The 18,328-nt window shown below is 64.5% G+C and carries 15 protein-coding genes; 7 read left to right on the forward strand and 8 right to left on the reverse strand.

Going from position 1 to position 18,328, the window contains the following annotated elements; all coding sequences use genetic code 11:
* Nucleotides 1-45: 45 nt before the first annotated feature.
* Together AAFG07_RS29450 and AAFG07_RS29455 are read right to left on the reverse strand one after the other, a co-directional pair.
* Nucleotides 46-1,014 (reverse strand): TRAP transporter substrate-binding protein, encoded by a 969-nt coding sequence (locus tag AAFG07_RS29450; RefSeq protein ID WP_342729274.1) that lies wholly within the window; start codon nt 1,012-1,014, stop codon nt 46-48.
* A 186-nt stretch (nt 1,015-1,200) separates the two neighbouring features.
* Nucleotides 1,201-2,904, reverse strand: a complete 1,704-nt coding sequence (locus tag AAFG07_RS29455) for an IlvD/Edd family dehydratase (RefSeq protein WP_342723273.1) — start codon at nt 2,902-2,904, stop codon at nt 1,201-1,203.
* A gap of 174 nt (nt 2,905-3,078) precedes the next feature.
* Here AAFG07_RS29455 and AAFG07_RS29460 point away from each other — a divergent pair, with 174 nt between their 5' ends.
* Entirely contained in the window at nt 3,079-3,771 is a 693-nt protein-coding gene (locus AAFG07_RS29460) for a GntR family transcriptional regulator (RefSeq protein ID WP_342723274.1), read from the forward strand.
* Between the two features lie 34 nt (nt 3,772-3,805).
* Entirely contained in the window at nt 3,806-4,375 is a 570-nt protein-coding gene (locus AAFG07_RS29465) for an invasion associated locus B family protein (RefSeq protein WP_342723275.1), read from the forward strand.
* On the opposite strand, the gene AAFG07_RS29470 is transcribed toward AAFG07_RS29465, so the two are convergent.
* Nucleotides 4,376-5,197, reverse strand: coding sequence for an NAD(P)-dependent oxidoreductase (locus tag AAFG07_RS29470; RefSeq protein ID WP_342723276.1), 822 nt, complete (start codon nt 5,195-5,197; stop codon nt 4,376-4,378).
* A gap of 113 nt (nt 5,198-5,310) precedes the next feature.
* Here AAFG07_RS29470 and AAFG07_RS29475 point away from each other — a divergent pair, with 113 nt between their 5' ends.
* Nucleotides 5,311-6,273, forward strand: a complete 963-nt coding sequence (locus AAFG07_RS29475) for an SMP-30/gluconolactonase/LRE family protein (RefSeq protein WP_342723278.1) — start codon at nt 5,311-5,313, stop codon at nt 6,271-6,273.
* Between the two features lie 212 nt (nt 6,274-6,485).
* Here the strand turns inward: AAFG07_RS29475 and AAFG07_RS29480 are convergent, their stop codons facing one another.
* Both AAFG07_RS29480 and AAFG07_RS29485 read right to left on the reverse strand, forming a co-directional pair.
* Nucleotides 6,486-7,919 carry an aldehyde dehydrogenase family protein gene (locus AAFG07_RS29480; RefSeq protein ID WP_076862559.1) on the reverse strand — a complete coding sequence of 478 codons (1,434 nt, stop codon included), beginning with the start codon at nt 7,917-7,919 and terminating at the stop codon, nt 6,486-6,488.
* A gap of 323 nt (nt 7,920-8,242) precedes the next feature.
* On the reverse strand, nt 8,243-10,609 hold the full coding sequence (locus AAFG07_RS29485; protein WP_342723279.1) for a transketolase: 2,367 nt from the start codon (nt 10,607-10,609) through the stop codon (nt 8,243-8,245).
* A 131-nt stretch (nt 10,610-10,740) separates the two neighbouring features.
* Between AAFG07_RS29485 and AAFG07_RS29490 the strand changes: the two genes are divergently transcribed.
* Both AAFG07_RS29490 and AAFG07_RS29495 read left to right on the forward strand, forming a co-directional pair.
* Nucleotides 10,741-11,202 (forward strand): Lrp/AsnC family transcriptional regulator, encoded by a 462-nt coding sequence (locus AAFG07_RS29490; RefSeq protein WP_024579268.1) that lies wholly within the window; start codon nt 10,741-10,743, stop codon nt 11,200-11,202.
* Nucleotides 11,203-11,712: 510 nt separating this feature from the next.
* Nucleotides 11,713-13,302 (forward strand): Spy/CpxP family protein refolding chaperone, encoded by a 1,590-nt coding sequence (locus AAFG07_RS29495; protein ID WP_342723280.1) that lies wholly within the window; start codon nt 11,713-11,715, stop codon nt 13,300-13,302.
* 78 nt (nt 13,303-13,380) lie between these two features.
* On the opposite strand, the gene AAFG07_RS29500 is transcribed toward AAFG07_RS29495, so the two are convergent.
* Entirely contained in the window at nt 13,381-13,689 is a 309-nt protein-coding gene (locus AAFG07_RS29500; protein ID WP_342723281.1) for a hypothetical protein, read from the reverse strand.
* A 281-nt stretch (nt 13,690-13,970) separates the two neighbouring features.
* Complete coding sequence (locus AAFG07_RS29505; RefSeq protein WP_342723282.1) at nt 13,971-15,143, reverse strand: fumarylacetoacetate hydrolase family protein; 1,173 nt, start codon at nt 15,141-15,143, stop codon at nt 13,971-13,973.
* A 146-nt stretch (nt 15,144-15,289) separates the two neighbouring features.
* Here AAFG07_RS29505 and ppk2 point away from each other — a divergent pair, with 146 nt between their 5' ends.
* Together ppk2 and AAFG07_RS29515 are read left to right on the forward strand one after the other, a co-directional pair.
* Nucleotides 15,290-16,252, forward strand: coding sequence for a polyphosphate kinase 2 (gene ppk2, locus AAFG07_RS29510; RefSeq protein ID WP_342723283.1), 963 nt, complete (start codon nt 15,290-15,292; stop codon nt 16,250-16,252).
* A gap of 338 nt (nt 16,253-16,590) precedes the next feature.
* On the forward strand, nt 16,591-17,469 hold the full coding sequence (locus tag AAFG07_RS29515) for a transporter substrate-binding domain-containing protein (protein ID WP_342723284.1): 879 nt from the start codon (nt 16,591-16,593) through the stop codon (nt 17,467-17,469).
* A gap of 164 nt (nt 17,470-17,633) precedes the next feature.
* Here the strand turns inward: AAFG07_RS29515 and AAFG07_RS29520 are convergent, their stop codons facing one another.
* Nucleotides 17,634-18,302 carry an amino acid ABC transporter permease gene (locus AAFG07_RS29520; protein ID WP_342723285.1) on the reverse strand — a complete coding sequence of 223 codons (669 nt, stop codon included), beginning with the start codon at nt 18,300-18,302 and terminating at the stop codon, nt 17,634-17,636.
* Nucleotides 18,303-18,328 lie beyond the last annotated feature (26 nt).

The following is an 18,328-nucleotide window of genomic DNA, read 5'->3' on the forward strand; positions in this document are numbered from 1 at the left end:
CCCGTGCGCAATTGCGCACTAGGCCGGGACGACGCATGAAGTGCGCTAGTTGACTGCGCGGATCAGGTTCTTGATCTTCTCCGCGTGCGGGCCGAGTTCCTTGGCGAGCTTGTCGAGATAGGGATCGGCGATCGCGGTAAAGCTCTTCTTGTCCACGTTATCGACCACCTTGACCCCGAACGACTTCAGCTTGGTCAGCGCATTCCGCTCCAGCTCGAAGGCCTTCTGCGGCTCCTTGGCGCTGACCTCGTTGGCGGCGGCCTGCACCCATTGCTTCTGCTCGGCGGACAGGCTCTGCCACAGCTTGTCGGAGACGAACAGCAGCGCATTGTTGGCCTCGTGCTCGGTGATCGACAGCACCGGCGCGACCTCATAGTGCTTGTTGACGAGATAAACGTTGATGCTGTTCTCGGCGGCGTCGACCACGCCAGTTTGCAGCGAGGTGTAGACGCTGCCGAACGGCATATGCACCGTCTGCGCGCCATAGGCCGGGAACATGGTGTCCTCGGTCGCGGTCGCCTGCACCCGGACCTTCACGCCCTTGAGGTCGCCGACGTTGTGGATTTCCTTCTTGCTGTAGATGTGGCGGACGCCCTGCGAACCGGTGCCGATCACATGCAGGCCCTGTGCGGTCTCGTCGATCATCGTCCTGATGGCGTCGAACACCTGCGGATCCGCCAGCGCCTTGATCACATGGGCGTCATTGCGGAACAGGAAGTGCAGCGACATCACGCCGGCCTGCGGCGAGATCGTCGCCGTGTTGGCGGACGAGACGATCGCGAACTCGATATCGCCTGATTTCACGAGCTGCAGCAGCTGCGGCTCCTGGCCGAGCTGCGCGCCGGGATACTGGTCGACGATCATCGTCCCCTTGCTCAACTCCTTGAGCTTCTCGGCGAACAGATCGCCGGCGACCGAATAGCCGGTGTTGCGCGGCTGGTCGTAGGCGAAGCGGAAGTGCTTGACCTCCTGCGCGCCGGCGCGCGCCGGCAGCAGCAGCGCTGCCGCGGCCATGGCGATCCCGACGATCCTGGCTGAATAGCCCATCGCGACGTTCCCCCTGTTTTTAATTGACGCGATCATCCCACCAGTCCCGCGGGATTGTCAATAAAACAGAAGGAATTAGACGACTACGAGCGCTATCGTGCACTGCATCGCTGAAATTATCGACAATTCGGCAATTTCGCCGAACGACGCGCGCTACTTCCCCTTGGCGCGCATGAAGTCGAAATCGCAGCCCTCGTCGGCCTGCAGGATGGTCTCGTTGAACAGATGCGCGTAGCCGCGCTTGGCCCAATCCGGCGTGCCGGCGGGAGCGAGCGCGGCGCGACGCTTCTGCAGTTCGGCCTCGTCGACCAGGAGATCGATGCTGCGCTTGGCAACATCGAGCCGGATCATGTCGCCGTTCCGCACCAGGCCAAGCGGACCGCCGACGGCTGACTCCGGCGTGATGTGCAGCACGATGGTGCCGAACGCCGTACCGCTCATCCGCGCATCCGAGATGCGGACCATGTCTTTCACGCCAGCGCGCGCGAGCTTCTTCGGGATCGGCAGGTAGCCCGCCTCCGGCATGCCCGGCGCGCCCTTCGGGCCGGCGTTGCGCAGCACCAGCACGTCGTCGGCGGTCACATCGAGCGCGGGATCGTCGACCCGCAGCGTCATGTCCTCGACCGACTCGAACACCACGGCACGACCGGTGTGCTGCAAGAGCTTTGGGCTCGCCGCCGACTGCTTGATGACGGCACCGCGCGGCGCGAGATTGCCGTGCAGGATCGCCATTGCGCCTTCGGACTTGATCGGGTTCGCCTTGGAGCGGATTGCATCCTGCCCCGGCACGTCCTCCGCGCCGGCCACAACCTCGCGCAAGGTCTGGCCGGTGATGGTCCTGGCATCGAGATCGATGAGGTCGCCGAGCTGCGCCATCAGCTTCGGCACGCCACCGGCATGATGGAAATGCTCCATGTAATGCTCACCCGAGGGCTTGAGGTCGACCAGCACGGGCACCTCGCGGCCAAGCTTGTCGAACGCCTCGAGATCGATCTTGTGCGGCGAGCGGTTGGCAATCGCCGTGAGATGAATGAGCCCATTGGTCGAGCCTCCGATCGCCTGCAGGACGACCTGGGCGTTGCGGAACGACGCCGGCGTCAGGATCTCGCTCGGCTTCGGTCCCTTGGTCTTCGCCATTTCGGCGGCGACGCGGCCGCTGGCCTCCGCGGAGCGGAAGCGTTCGGCATGCGGCGCCGGGATCGTCGCGCTCATCGGCAGCGACAGGCCGAGCGCCTCGGTGATGCAGGCCATGGTGGAGGCCGTGCCCATCACCATGCAGGTGCCGACCGACGGTGCGAGACGGCCGTTCACCGCCTCGATCTCGACATCATCGATCTCGCCGGCGCGATACTTGCCCCACAGCCGGCGGCAGTCGGTGCAGGCGCCCAGCACCTCGCCCTTGTGATGGCCGACCACCATCGGCCCGACCGGAATCACCACCGTCGGCAGATCGGCGCTGATGGCGGCCATGAGTTGCGCCGGCAGGGTCTTGTCGCAGCCGCCGATCACGATCACGGAATCCATCGGCTGGGCGCGGATCATCTCCTCGGTATCCATCGCCATCAGATTGCGCAGATACATCGAGGTCGGATGCGCAAAACTCTCGGCGATCGAGATGGTCGGGAACACGAACGGCATCGCGCCCGACAGCATCACCCCGCGCTTCACCGCTTCGATGATCTGCGGCACGTTGCCGTGGCAGGGATTGTAGTCGCTGTAGGTGTTGGTGATGCCGACGATCGGGCGATTGAGCGCATCGTCCGAATAGCCCATCGCCTTGATGAAAGCCTTGCGCAGGAACAGCGAGAAGCCGGCGTCACCATAGCTGGTCAGTCCCTTGCGAAGTCCGTCGGCCATTTTCTTCTCTTTCCGTGTGTTGGTTGGCCGCACTTAAGGAGCGGCAGGAATTATTGTCAATATGAGATAATCTGGCGGGAGAGCGGGGCTGGCCTGCGGCAAAATCGCCCCCATTATTGACAATAGCCATGGCGTCATGCTGACCTCTGGGCATCGACCCGAAGCCGAGAGCGCATGACAGCCGAGCCCACATTGCCCGAACTCCAGGCCCCCTCGCGCGAGGAGGAACAGGCGGAAGTGATCCGCCGGCTGGAGGAGGACATCATCTTTGGCCGCTTCGCGCCCGGCCTCCGGCTGGTCGAGGATACCCTGATGCAGCGCTACGGCGCGAGCCGGCATTTCGTCCGCCAGGCGCTGTTCCAGCTCGAACGCCAGGGCATCGTGCTGCGCGAGAAGAATGTCGGCGCCACGGTGCGGTTCTATTCGGCCGAGGAAGTGCGGCAGATCTACGAGGTGCGCGAGATGCTGACGCGCCAGGCCGCGCTGATGATCGCCCTGCCCGCGCCGGACGGCCTGGTCGACCAATTGAGCGAGCTGCAACGGCATTACTGCGTCAAGGCCGACGCGCAGGACATGCGCGGCATCCATGAGACCAACGATGCGTTCCACCTCGCGCTGTTCTCCGCCTGCGGCAATCCCTACCTGGTCCGCTCGCTGCAGGACTACATGAACCTGACGTTGCCGATGCGCGCCAAGAACCTCGCCGACAGCGAAGGCCTCGCATTGTCGCGCCGCCAGCACGAATTGATGATCGAGCTCTTGAAGGGCCGCGACAGCTGGGCGCTGGCGCAGCTCTGCGTCGATCACATGCAGTACAGCAAGGCGGACTATCTCGTCCGCATCTCCAACGACAAAAAGCCGCAATAGCGCGATACGCGGCCTCCTCGCGAAGGAGACGGCGATGCGTTACGTGGCAATATTCCTTGGATCATTCGCCGTGCAGCTCGCACTCGGCGGCATTGCCGACGCGGCCGATCCGCGTGCGGCTGAGCTCACCTATGTGCCCTGGACCAAAACCTGCCTCACCGAAGCGAGTTGCTTCGTCGCTGCCGCCGCGCGCGGCCAGTGCGCGCCGTCGGGCGGCACCATCAGCGTCTCGCCGCAGACCAGCACGCGCGCGCTGCTCACCGCTAATGTCGGAACGCGGACCATGCTGGAAGGCACGATCAGCCTGCGGATCGATCAGGACGAGCCGATGCAGGTCGCCAGGACGCATTGCTACGCGCTCGGCTGCGGCGGCACGCTGGAGGCCAATGGCGAGCTGATCGAACGGCTGAAGCACGCGCAAGCGATCGTGGTGGAAGCGAAGAACCTGACTGGACAGAAGATCAGCCTCAACTTCCCGCTCGCCCACTTCTCCCAGACCTATGACGGGCCCGGAAGCGCACCCAAGGCATCCGGGCAAAGCTCGAGTGAGCCGCAGCGCCAGCACACCGAGGCCGTGAAGCAGCTGCCGCAGTGCGACGACTGATCATTTCTTCCAGTCGATCACCCTCGTCCTGTCGCCGTCGAACTCCATGCTGCAGAACGTACCGCCCTGGTAATAGTCGCCGACGGGATCGGGCGGCAGCTTGGCCTGCTCGGCCATCGCGTGCTCGCGGAAGTCTTCGCCACGACCCGTTGGACGATAGCCGAGATCGTAGGCGCGGTGATTGTCCCACCACGAGCGCTCGTTGTAGGACGCGCCATACAGCACCTCGAAATGGATGTCGGGATGTTCAAGCCCGATGCGGCAGAGCTGCACCAGATCCTCCGGCTTGAGCCAGATCGAGAGCCTGCGGTGATCGAGCGGCGCCTCGCCGAAATTGCCGATCCGGATGCAGGTCACCTTGATGCCGTGCTTGTCGGCATAGAGCGCGCCGACGCCTTCGCCGAACACCTTGCTCACCCCATAACGGCTGTCCGGCCGCGCGGTGACATCGGCACCGATGCGGTGATGGCGCGGGTAGAAGCCGACCGCATGATTGGACGAGGCGAAGATCACGCGCTTGACGCCCTTCTTGCGCGCCGCCTCGAACAGATTGTAGCAGCCGATGATGTTGGCCTGCAGGATCGCATCCCAGGAACCTTCGACCGAATAGCCGCCGAAATGCAGGATGCCGTCGACGCCTTCGCAGATCGCCTCGACCTCGGCGAGGTCGGCGAGATCGGCCGCCTTGAATTTTTCGTTGCTGCCGAGATCGGCGGGAGGCTTGATGTCGCTGAGCAGGACATCCGGATAGATCGGCGGCAGCAGCTTGCGCAGGCTGGTGCCGATTCCCCCCGATGCGCCGGTCATCAATATGCGTGGCATGCCGTCCCTCGTCTTTCCTGTTTGCTGCGACCGAATTGCGGTCGCAGGCCGACAATGATAGCAAACCATGCGCTCAAGGAAACACCATCGAAACACAACAACGAGAACAGCAAATGTCCGATGTTCATTCCGCCGGCTGGCGTCCCGCGACCTGTTATCCCGATCCCGCGATCCACGCGCTCGACCCGCGCTTCGAGAAATACTGGCTGAAGCTCTCCGCCGTTGAGCGCATCGCCACCGGCCTGCGCTGGGCCGAAGGCCCGGTGTGGTTCGGCGATGGCCGCTACCTGTTGTGCAGCGACATCCCGAACCAGCGCATCCTCAAATGGGAGGAAGAGACCGGCGCGGTCAGCATCTTCCGCAAGCCGTCGAACTTCGCCAACGGCAACACCCGCGATCGCCAGGGCCGGCTGATCACCTGCGAGCATGGCGGCCGCCGCGTGGTGCGCACCGAATATGACGGATCGATTACGGTGCTGATCGATTCCTTCGGCGGCAAGCGGCTGAACTCGCCGAACGACGTCGTGGTGAAATCCGACGGCGCGATCTGGTTCACCGATCCGATCTTCGGCCTGCTCGGCAATTACGAGGGCTACAAGGCCGATCCCGAGATCGAGCCCAACGTCTACCGGCTCGATCCCGAAACCGGCAAGGCCAGCATCGTCGCCGAGGGCGTGCTCGGCCCGAACGGGCTGTGCTTCTCGCCGGACGAGAAGATCCTCTATGTCGTGGAATCCCGCGGCGAGCCGAATCGCAAGATCCTGGCCTATGACGTCTCCGCTGACGGCAAGACGATCTCCAACAAGCGCGTGTTCATCGATGCCGGTCCCGGCACGCCTGACGGCATGCGCTGCGACATCGACGGCAATCTGTGGTGCGGTTGGGGCATGGGCGATCCCGAACTCGACGGCGTCGTCGTGTACGCGCCCGACGGCGTCATGATCGGCCGCATCGCGCTGCCGGAGCGCTGCGCCAACCTCTGCTTCGGCGGACTGAAGCGCAACCGCCTGTTCATGGCGGCCAGCCAGTCGATCTATGCGCTCTACGTCAACACCCAGGGCGCGCTCGGCGGTTAGTTTTCTTTGGTCGTCCCGGCGAAAGCCGGGACCCATAACCACCGATGCATTTGGTTGAGCAAGCTCGGGCCGCAATCTTCGCAAAAACGAAGTCCAGTGGTAATGGGTCCCGGCCTTCGCCGGGACGACGATCAAAAGTTACACCTCCAAAACGTCTGACGCCGGAGCGGTGATCCGCCCCGGCGCCAAAATGTTGTCTCTCGTGGCTCGGCTTACGCGGCGTTGTAGCCGGCGACCGCCTTGGCCTCGAGATATTCTTCCAGACCGTAGCGGCCCCACTCGCGGCCGTTGCCGGACTGCTTGTAGCCACCGAACGGCGCGGAGCGCTCGTTCGGCACGCCCTGCAGGTTGACGTTGCCGGCGCGGATCTGGCGGCCGACGCGGCGCGCGGTTTCCACGGTGTCGGCGGAGACGTAGCCGGCGAGACCGTAGGGCGTGTCGTTGGCGATCTTCACCGCCTCAGCCTCGTCCTTGGCGCCGAGGATGGTCAGCACCGGCCCGAAGATTTCCTCGCGCGCGATCGTCATGTCGTTGGTGACGTCGGCGAAGATGGTCGGACGGACATAGAAGCCCTTGTTGACGCCCTCGGGCAGGCCCGGACCACCGGCGACGAGCGTTGCGCCCTCGTCGATGCCCTTCTGGATCAGCGCCTGGATCTTGTCCCACTGGCCGCGGTTGACGACCGGACCGATCGTCGTGCCGTCGGCGCGCGGATCGCCGGCCTTGGTCTTGTCGGCGACGCCCTTCGCGATCGCAGCCACTTCCTTCATCTTGGAGAGCGGCACGATCATGCGCGACGGCGCATTGCAGGACTGGCCCGAGTTGTTGAACATGTGCATCACGCCGCCGGTCACCGCCTTGGCGAGGTCGGCACCCTCGAGGATCACGTTCGGCGACTTGCCGCCGAGTTCCTGGCTGACGCGCTTCACGGTCGGCGCGGCGCGCTTGGCGACATCGACGCCGGCGCGGGTCGAGCCGGTGAACGAGATCATGTCGATGTCCGGATGCTCGCTCATCGCGGCACCCACCTCCGGGCCGAGGCCGTTGAGGAGGTTGAACACGCCCTTCGGCACGCCGGCTTCATGGAGGATTTCCGCGAAGATCAGCGCCGAGGTCGGGGTGAACTCCGACGGCTTCAGGATCATGGTGCAGCCGGCGGCGAGCGCGGGCGCGACCTTGCAGGCGATCTGGTTGAGCGGCCAGTTCCAGGGGGTGATCATGCCGACGACGCCGACCGGCTCGCGCACGATCACGGCGGTGCCCATGGTCTCCTCGAACTCGTACTTCTTCAGCACTTCGAGGGTGTTCATGAGGTGGCCAAGGCCGGCGCCGGCCTGCAGCTTCTCGGCCATCGGCAGCGGAGCGCCCATCTCGTCGGAGACGGCGGCACCGATCTCCTTCATGCGGCCCTTGTAGACCTCGACGACCTTCGTGAGCAGCGCGATGCGCTCCTCGCGGCTGGTCTTGGAATAGGTCTCGAACGCGCGCTTGGCGGCGGCGACTGCCTTGTCGACGTCGGCCTTGGAGCCGAGCGCAATCTCATACATCGCTTCTTCGGTCGCCGGATTGACGACGGGGGTGGACTTGCCTTTGACGACGGGATCGACCCAGGCGCCATCGATGTAGAATTGCATACGATTGACCATCGGAAACCTCTTGTAGGGGGCGTATGGATAAGGGGAACGGAAAGCGTTCGGCAGGCATCCTTGCACGAAAGCAGGGCGAATTGAACCCGCCATATGCGGGGCGCGGCTCGTGCACGCCCAGGGGATATAAGGTCGGTTGCGCGCAGCTGGCAAGGTCGCCTTCGTCGCCCCGGCGAAGGTCGGGGCCCATAACCACCGACAGCAATTGGTAAGGGAGCTGTTAAAGCGAGTCGCGCTTACTTACTTCCACTTGTGGTTATGGATCCCGGCCCCCGTGCGCAATTGCGCACTCGGCCGGGATGACGATGGGGAAAGATCCCCTATTACACCGCCATCTTGCGATGCCGCACCGGGGCGCCGACCGAGAGGCTTTCCGCCGCGTCGATGATGGCGTTGGCGTCGATGCCATAGTGCCGGTAGAGGTCTCCGATCGTCCCGGTCTGGCCGAAATGCTCGACGCCGAGCGCCTCGAGGCGGTGGCCGCGCACGCTGCCGAGCCAGCCGAGCGAGGCCGGATGGCCGTCGATCACGGTCACGATGCCGCAGTCGCGGCCGAGCGGCGCCAGCATCCGCTCGATATGACTCAGATGCTGCGTGCCACGGCGGTCGCGGCGCAAATTCCGCGCGGCGGACCAACCCGCATAGAGCCGGTCGGCCGAGGTGACCGCCAGGAGACCAACATCGCGGTGGCTCTCGCCGATCAGGCCGACCGCCTCGATCGCCTCCGGCGCGACGGTGCCGGTATACGCAACAACGATGTCGCAGTTCGGGCCCGGCTTGCGCATCCAGTAGGCGCCATCGGTGATGTCGCGCTGCAGGTCCGGTGTCATGATCCGCTGCGGTTGCTCCAGCGTCCGGGTCGAGAGTCGCAAGTAAACCGAACCACCCTCGGCGCCCTCGCGCTGCATGTGGCCGAAGCCCCAGCCCATGATCACGGCAAGTTCATCGACGAACGCCGGATCGAACGAGGCGAGCCCGTCCTGCCCGATCCCGATCAACGGCGTCTTGATCGACTGATGCGCGCCGCCTTCCGGCGCCAGCGAAATGCCCGACGGCGTCGCCGCCACCATGAAGCGGGCGTCCTGGTAGCAGGCGTAGTTCAACGCATCGAGGCCGCGCTCGATGAAGGGGTCGTAGAGCGTGCCGACCGGCAGCAGCCGTGTTCCGTTGATCTGCTGCGACAGGCCGAGCGCCGACAGCATGATGAACAGATTCATCTCGGCGATGCCGAGCTCGAGGTGCTGGCCCTTCGGCGAATATTCCCAGGTGTAGGCTGACGGGATCTTCTCCTGCCGGAACAGGTCGTGGTTCTCCGCCTTCGCGAACAGGCCGCGGCGGTTGACCCAGGCGCCGAGATTGGTCGACACGGTGACGTCGGGCGAAACGGTGACGATGCGCGACGCAAGCTCGCTGTCGCCGCGCGCCAGCTCGTGCAGCACCAGGCCAAAACCCTGCTGCGTCGACATCTGCGCCGAGGCCTTGAAGGCCAGCCGCTCCGGCACGTCGATTTCAGGCGCCGAGAGCCGGCGGCGCCCCTCGCGGTTGAACGGCGCCTCGGCCAGGAACGCCTCGAGCTTCGCGGGCTCCTGCGCCAGGCCCTCGAATTTGTCCCACTCATGGCCGGTGCGGATGTTCTGCGCAGCGCGCCACTTCTCCATCTGCGCGACCGTCATCAGGCCGGCGTGGTTGTCCTTGTGGCCCTGCATCGGCAGGCCAACGCCCTTGATGGTGTAGGCGATGAAGCACACCGGACGATCATGGTCGATCGCCTCGAAGGCCTCGATCATGCTCGCCATGTCGTGGCCGCCAAGATTCGACATCAGCGCCAGCAGTTCGTCGTCGCTGCGGCGATCGATCAGCGCCGACACGTCGCCCTGGTCGCCGATATCGTCACGCAGATGCTTGCGGAACGCCGCGCCGCCCTGGAAGCAGAGCGCCGCGTACATCTGGTTCGGACAATTGTCGATCCAGCGCCGCAGCGCTTCGCCGCCGGGCTCGGCGAACGCCTCGAGCATCAGCTTGCCGTACTTCACGATCACCACGTCCCAGCCGAAATTGCGGAACATGGTCTCGAACTTGGCCCACAGCCCCTCGCGCACCACGGCGTCGAGCGACTGCCTGTTGTAGTCGACCACCCACCAGGTGTTGCGCAGGCCGTGCTTCCAGCCCTCCAGCAGCGCCTCGAAGATGTTGCCCTCGTCCATCTCGGCGTCGCCGACCAGCGCGATCATGCGGCCCTCGGGCCGGTCCTTCAGCCAGCCGTGCGCCTTGACGTAGTCCTGCACCAGCGAGGCGAACAGCGTCTGCGCCACGCCGAGGCCGACCGAGCCGGTGGAGAAGTCGACGTCGTCAGTGTCCTTGGTGCGCGATGGATAGGACTGCGCGCCCTTGTAGCCGCGGAAATTCTCCAGCTTGTCGCGGGTCTGGTGGCCGAACAGATACTGGATCGCATGGAACACCGGGCTCGCATGCGGCTTCACCGCGACGCGATCCTGCGGCCGCAGCACCGAGAAATAAAGCGCCGACATGATGTTGGCGAGCGAGGCCGACGAGGCCTGATGGCCGCCGACTTTCAGCCCGTCGGCCGACGGCCGCACATGGTTGGCATGGTGGATGGTCCACGACGACAGCCACAGCACCTTGCGGGCCAGGGCTGTGAGCATGTCGAGGCGTTCAGGCGCGATTCCCATGGCAATGCTCCCAGCGAATATGCCCGATGTTACTGCCGCGGCGGCCGCCGAAAATCTCAATTCCACGCGACAGCACAGGAAAAATTGGGATAAATTCCCACGATCCGGCCCTCACCTGCGAGTTCATCCCAATGCCTGCCCTCGACGCCATCGACCGCAAGATCCTGAGTCTGCTCCAGACCGACAGCCGCATGACCATGCAGGAGCTCGCCGACAAGGTCGGGCTGTCGGTGTCGCCCTGCCATCGCCGGGTCAAGCTGCTCGAGGAGCGCGGCGTGATCTCTCGCTACATCGCAACCGTCGACCAGAAATCGCTCGGGCTGCATGTCTCGGTGTTCATCTCGATCAAGCTCGCACGCCAGAAGGAGGAAGACCTCAACCGCTTCGCGCGCGCGATCTCGAAATGGGACGAGGTGCTCGAGTGCTATTTGATGACCGGCAACCGCGACTATCTCTTGCGCGTCGTCGCCGCCGACCTCTCCTCCTATGAGGCGTTCCTGAAGAACAAGCTGACCCGGCTCGACGGCATCGCCTCGATCGAGTCGAGCTTTGCGCTGAGCCAGGTGAAGTATTCGACGGCGTTGCCGGTGTGAGGGCGCTGGTTGATAACTCCAGCCGTGCCAACACCACGATGTCGTCCTGGCGAAAGCCAGGACCCATAACCACCGCATTTGGTGATGGATGGAATCGCGGCCCCAGCGTCATGCATCGGCAAACAATTGGGGTAATGGGTCCTGGCTTTCGCCAGGACGACGATGAGGATGAGTCGCCATTCAAGATGTCAAACAGCGCGATAATCATCACCCGCGCATGCGCATCCGGTGATCCAGTATTCCAGGGACGCCCGTGCTTGAACCGAGAGGCCGCGGCGTACTGGATCGCCCGGTCCCGTCTCCGTAAAGGCTGGGGAAGCAGTTGCGCATCCGTACGTCGGGCAACTCAGTGATTGGCACCACAGCCGCGGTGAACCAAGCCGGATGTTGCCCTGGCCCCAAGTTCCATCCGGCAAAATAGATCACCGCGACCAGATCGTCGCGGGAACCCAGCGGCGGCCTTCGATGTTGATGTCAGGTATCACTGAGTATCCGAAGGGGTGAGAACAGATGCTGAGGGCTGCCCGCAACAGATGCACCGTGTTGAAGTTCGCCGCGATCCTTGCAGTCGCGGCATCGACCGCGCTGTTCGCAGGCAGCGTCTATGCTCGCGGCGGCGGAGGTCATGGCGGCGGCGGACATGGCGGTGGAGGTCACGGCGGCGGCGGCTTTCATGGTGGCGGAGGCGGCTTCCATGGTGGTGGTTTCCACGGCGGCGGATTTCACGCCAGCGGCGCTCGTGGCGGCGGCTTTCACACCATTCATCCCGCTGCAAGAGGAGGCACGAGGCTCAGCGGCGGCTCCGCTGCGCGTCATTCCCAATTCCGTCCAGCCGCTCACGCTGCGCGCACCGCGCCGAACGTAGCTGCCGGCCAACGTGCCGCCTCACCCGCTGCGATGCGGCACAATGCGAGCGCCGTGGGGCACGCGTTGGCCTCACGCCAGATCAGCACCGCCCTGCGCCAGCCTGGCGGCTTGCGCAATCCGATGACGCGCGCCGCGATCACGACGGCCGCCGCCGGAGCCGCCATGGGTGGCGTTGGGTGGTGGCGCCATCCGAATGGCGGCTATGGCTGGGTCGGCCCGATCTTCTGGCCGTATGCCTATTACGATCTTTATGACTACGCCTGGTGGGGCGGGGGCTATGACCCGTACTTCTGGGATTACGGCTATGGCGATCTGTATGCCGGCCTGTTCGGTCCCTATGACTACGATGCCTTGAGCGGCTATGCCTATTACCTGCCCGGCTATGCCGGTCCCCGGCCGCCGCCCACGGGTCGATCGCGCGCCACCGCTCAGACCACAACCCTTGCCGACATGTGCGGCAGCGACAGAAGCGATATCGCGGGCTTCCCGATCGAGCAATTCCGCAGCGCCATCCAGCCCAATGCGGAGCAGAGCACCGCGCTCGACGACCTCGCCAGCGCATCGCAAAAGGCGTCCGCGACCATTCTCAATTCATGCCCCAAGGACGTGCCGCTGACGGCGCCGAGCCGCCTCGCCGCGATGCAGCAGCGCCTCCAGGCCATGCGCGACGCAGTCGGGATCCTTCAGCCGGCGCTGGAGAGGTTCTATGGGCTGCTCAGCGACGACCAGAAAGCGAAGGTGACCGCGCTGGTGGCAGATCAGCACCGTGGCCAGCGCGAGGCGACGGCGGACAACGGCAACTGCAATACGGCGCAGCCCGCCGCCATCGCATGGCCCGGCGACATCATCGAACGCAACGTCAAGCCAACCGATGCACAGCGTGCGAGCCTCGATGCCTTGCGGGACGCTGCGACAAAGGCCGAGGACACCCTGAAATCGTCCTGTCCGCCCACCGATGCGCGCACGCCACCGGCACGCCTTGCGGCGGTCGGAGCGAGACTCGATTCCATGCTTCAGGCGATCGGGACGGTACGTCCGGCCGTGGACACTTTCTACAGCGCGCTCAGCGACGAGCAGAAGGCTGCGTTCGACGCTGTCGGCCCCGAGCGGGACGGCGGCAGGAGCGCGATGGCCGCCGCAGGCGGTGACGAACCGCCGCGAAGCCGTCATCGCCGCCATCACCATCATGGTCCGAATGTCGGCGGCATGATCTTCCGGATGATCGGCTTGTAAGGCGCGCCATCGCCTCGCGCCTATGGCGGTGACACATCCCGCGGTATCTCAACGGGGCAACCAGCCGGAGCAACCAGGCTACGGCGCGATCCACATGCCAATCACGATGATGGCCAGTGCGACGGCAATCACCAGCATGTCGGTCGTGAGCCAATCGGGCATTCCATTCGATGGCTGCTCGCTCATGTCCGCGACTCCTTCTGTTCGCGTCGAGCCCGTATGCTGAAGCGAAGCAGCGCGAACGAGGATGAACTGGATCACATAAGGGCGCGACAAGCGGTCGCTCCGGATTTCACGCATCCGCGCGCCCTCAAGTTGCAGCACGCGATTGATCTGCCGCGCAGGTTTCTGAACATGTTCGACAACGCCGGCGGCGACAGCAAGCACAATAGCACGTCTTAGCCGGACGTTGAGCCGCGCCTCGTCTTGCAGCGACGTGCACCGTCATTGCGAGCCAACGGGTCGCGCGAACGCGCGCCCGATGACAGGCTCCGCGAAGCAATCCATGGTGCTGCAAGGAGAGACATGGATTGCTTCGTCGCTTCGCTCCTCGCAATGACAAGGAGCGAGGTGCGTAGGGTGGGTTAGCTCAAGGCGTAACCCACCGTGTCGCGCGGCAAGATGGTGGGTCACGCTTCGCTAACCCACCCTACGCGTAGCGCTCTCCGTCACAGCACCTTGCGCTGCGCGAGGTTCTTCATCAGCGCGCCGACGCCGAAAGTCCAGGGCTCGCATTCGTCGCTGCCCCGCATGCGGTTGACGAGCTTGCCGAGTTGGGGCGCGTCGATGGTGACGATGTCGTCGCGCTTGTGGGTAAAACCCTCGCCCTTGGCGTCGCGATCCTTGACCGGTGCGAACATCGTGCCGAGGAACAGCGCAAAGCCGTCGGGATATTGATGCACGGGCCCGATGGTCTGGGCGACCAGATCGGTCGGATCGCGGCTGATCTTGGAGATCGAGGAATGGCCCTCGAGCACGAAGCCGTCCGCGCCCTTCACGGTCAGGCCGACATCCATCTTCCTGACGTCGTCGAGCGAGAAGGTCCCGTCGAACAGCCGCAGCAGCGGGCCGATCGCGCAGGAGGCGTTGTTGTCCTTGGCCTTCGACAGCAAGAGCGCCGAGCGACCCTCGAAATCGCGCAGGTTGACGTCGTTGCCGAGCGCGGCGCCGACGATCTTGCCGGCGCCGGAGACGACAAGCACGACCTCCGGCTCCGGATTGTTCCAGGTCGATTTCGGATGCAGCCCGGCATCCATCCCGGTACCGACCGAGGACAGCGTCGGCGCCTTGGTGAACACTTCAGCGTCGGGGCCGATGCCGACCTCCAGATACTGGCTCCAGGCATTCTGGTCGATCAGCACCTGCTTCAACCGCATCGCTGGCTCCGAGCCCGGCTTCAGCTTGGAGAGATCGTCGCCGACGAGGCGCACCACCTCCTTGCGGATTGCCTCCGCCGACGACGGATTGCCGCGCGCCCGCTCCTCGATCACGCGCTCCAGCATCGAGATCGCAAAAGTGACGCCGGCGGCTTTCAGCACCTGCAGGTCGACCGGCGCGAGCAGATGCGGTCTTGTCGCGTCGCGGCCATCGGGCGGCGTGTTGGCGAGGATCGCCTCGAAATCGCCGATCCGCTCGCCGCGCGTGGCACGCAACGCGGCCGCAGGATCGGCTTCCTCGCACAGCGCGCTCACGGTGGGGAAACGCGCGGTGACGTCGAACACGCCGTCACCCCGCACCGCGACCACGGCGGGTCCGCCCGCCTGCGGCAGCCAGACCCGTCCGACCAGCGTGCCGGCGGTGCCGTCCTCGGGCAGGACGTCTTTTGGCGTGAGCGAAATCATCGGCGTCTCCTTTTTGATCTTGTCATCGCTTGTTAGCACAGTCCCGCCGGCTGCGTGAAACAGCGGTCATGCCAATGTCATAGAGGGGTAACATCGCCCGTCAATGCTCCCGCCGATCGATCTAGCACACTGAAAGACGGACCTTCATGACCGCCTCCGACCTCACCGACGAAGCCGCCCGAGATGAAGCCTTGCGCGGCGAAGCCTCCCGCGACGAAGCCTTGCGCGCCCGCGTCCACCAGGAGATGGCCGACAGCCTCGACGAGGAACTCGAGCTCGAGCTCGACGACGTGAGGCTCGACGAGTTCGACCACGACGGGGCCGCCGGAAGCCCGTCGATCGATCGCAAGGTCTACTTCCGTGAATTGCTGCGGTTGCAGGGCGAGCTGGTCAAGTTGCAGGACTGGGTGCAGCACGAGAGGAAGAAGGTCGTCGTGCTGTTCGAGGGCCGAGATTCCGCCGGCAAGGGCGGCGTCATCAAGCGCATCACCCAGCGGCTCAACCCGCGCATCTGCCGTGTCGCGGCGCTGCCGGCGCCGAACGAGCGCGAACGCACGCAATGGTACTTCCAGCGCTATGTCTCGCATCTGCCGGCCGGCGGCGAGATCGTGCTGTTCGACCGCAGCTGGTACAACCGCGCCGGCGTCGAGAAGGTGATGGGGTTCTGCAACGACGAGCAGTATGAGGAGTTCTTCAGGTCGGTGCCGGAATTCGAGCGCATGCTGATCCGCTCCGGCATCATCCTGCTGAAATACTGGTTCTCGATCACCGACGAGGAACAGGCGTTCCGCTTCTCGATGCGGATCCACGATCCGCTGAAGCAGTGGAAGCTGAGCCCGATGGATGTCGAGGCGCGGACCCGCTGGGAGCTCTACACCAAGGCCAAGGAGACGATGCTTGAGCGCACGCACCTGCAGGACTCGCCGTGGTGGATCGTCGATGCCGTCGACAAGAAGCGCGCTCGGCTCAACTGCATCTCGCATCTGTTGACCCAGATCCCCTATCAGCAGGTCACGCACCAACCGGTGGTGCTGCCGCCGCGGGTGCGCAACCCCGACTATCACCGCGGCCCGATCCCGCCGGAAATGTACGTGCCGGGAACGTATTGATGCGGGTCGTTTCTCCTCTCCCCGTTCTTACTGGGAGAGGGGAAGGCGCGCCTGCACTATTTCTGAATAATAGAATAATGGCACTGATTTGCCCGACATGTCAAGTTGCCGTGTCGAATGCCGGTACGCCGCCGGCTACTTTGCATGGGGTTGTTTTCGATATTTTGGCAGTGCCCCCCTGCGCAGGCAGGCTATATGCGATCGGCCTGCCGCAAGCTGGGCGAGGTGAAGAGATAGGCATCTTCTCTTCGCCACGCCTACCAATGGTGCAGGCGCGCGCACTTGCTGGCACCGGATACCGACGCTAGGCTTCCCCGATCTGGTGCAGGGAGGCCCGCTTGACTCAATCCGACGACATCGCAATTTCCGAAGATCGCCGCGACGCGCTGCGCTATGCGCTCGGGATCGGCGGCGGCGCGGCGCTCGCGGCCGCCATGGCAACCCCGGCCTCGGCGCAGACCCAGGCCGACAACACGCTCGACCGGATCAGGGCCAACAAGGTGCTGCGGATCGCGGTGCTGCCGGGCGAGCTGCCCTATTTCAACAAGGACCTCGCCACCGGCACCTGGTCCGGCTTCTCGATCGAGATGGCCAACGACCTCGCCAAGCTGCTCGACGTCAAACTCGAGTATGTCGAGTCGACCTACGGCAATTCAATCCTTGATCTGCAGGCCAACAAGATCGACCTCGGCTTCGCGCTCAACCCGACCCCGCAGCGGGCGCTGGTGGTGGATTTCACCAATCTGGTGTTCCCGCATCCGTTCGGCGCGATGCTGAAGAAAGGGCTGGAGGCCAAGACCTGGGCCGACATCAACAAGCCCGAGGTCAAGATCGCGGTCGACGTCGGCTCGGCCAACGAGGCGGTGGCCCGGCGCTTTGCGCCGAACGCCACCATCAAGTCGCTGAAGTCGCGCGATGAAGTGATGCTGGAAATGTCGTCGGGCCGCGTCGATTGCGTGGTCAACGCGCTGGTGCTCGGGCTGACCGCGATCGCCAAGAACCCGAACCTCGGCACCTACAAGATCCTGGCCTCGCCCTCGGTGACGATCGCGAGCGGCATGGCGGTGCGGCGCGAACAGGACAAGCGCTGGCGCGATTTCCTGTCGGTGTGGGTCGACTACAACCGCGGCATCGGCCAGATGCGCGAATGGTTCGTCAAGGGCCTCGGCCTAGCCGGCGTCAAGCCGGAGGATGTGCCGGTGGAGCTGAGTATCTGAGGTGATTTCCAAGACGGCAGTGATCTCCCTCTCCCGCTTGCGGGGGAGGGTTGGGGTGGGGGTATCGCCACCAGCGACGCTCTATCGTGTGGAGAAAGCCCCCACCCGGATCACATCTAACGATGCGATCCGACCTCCCCCGCAAGCGGGAGAGGTGAAGCAAGTCACACCTTGTCATACGTCAGCCCGCGCTCCAGCCGCCTGGCCACCAGCGTCGACGGAAACAGGATCGCAAAATAGATCAACGCTACGATGGTGTAGACCTCGAGCGGCCGGTAGGTGTCGGCGTTGATCAGCGTCGCGTTGTAGACGAGATCGGGCACCGCGATGATCGAGACCAGCGAGGTGTTCTTCAGCTGCGTCACCGACTGGTTGACATAGGGCGCCATCATCGGCTTCAGCGCCTGCGGGAGGATCACGAGCCGCATCAGCCGCCAGCCGCGGAAGCCGAGCGCCTTCGCCGCGTCCCACTGCCCGACCGGCACGCTCTCGATCGAGCCGCGCACGATCTCGGCATAGAACGCACCGCCATAGAGCGACAGCACGCTGACGGCTGCGACATGCGCCGGGATGTTGACGCCGATCACGACCGGAAACGCGTAGTAGAACCAGATGATCTGCACCAGCAGCGGCGTGCAGCGGAACAGCTCGATATAGGCGATCAGGAGCCAGTCGATCACGGGAATGCGCCGCAGCCGCAGCATGCCGACGATCAGGCCGATCAAAGTCCCTAAGATGATGGTGCCGATCGTATAGGCCATGGTCCAGCCGAGCCCGAGCCAGAACAGATGGCTGTACCTGGCGAGGATCCCGAAATCCCAGACGTAGTTCATCCTGCCCCTCGGTTGCCGCGCGTCTT

It is taken from the genome of Bradyrhizobium sp. B097 (genome assembly GCF_038957035.1).
Lineage (GTDB): Bacteria > Pseudomonadota > Alphaproteobacteria > Rhizobiales > Xanthobacteraceae > Bradyrhizobium.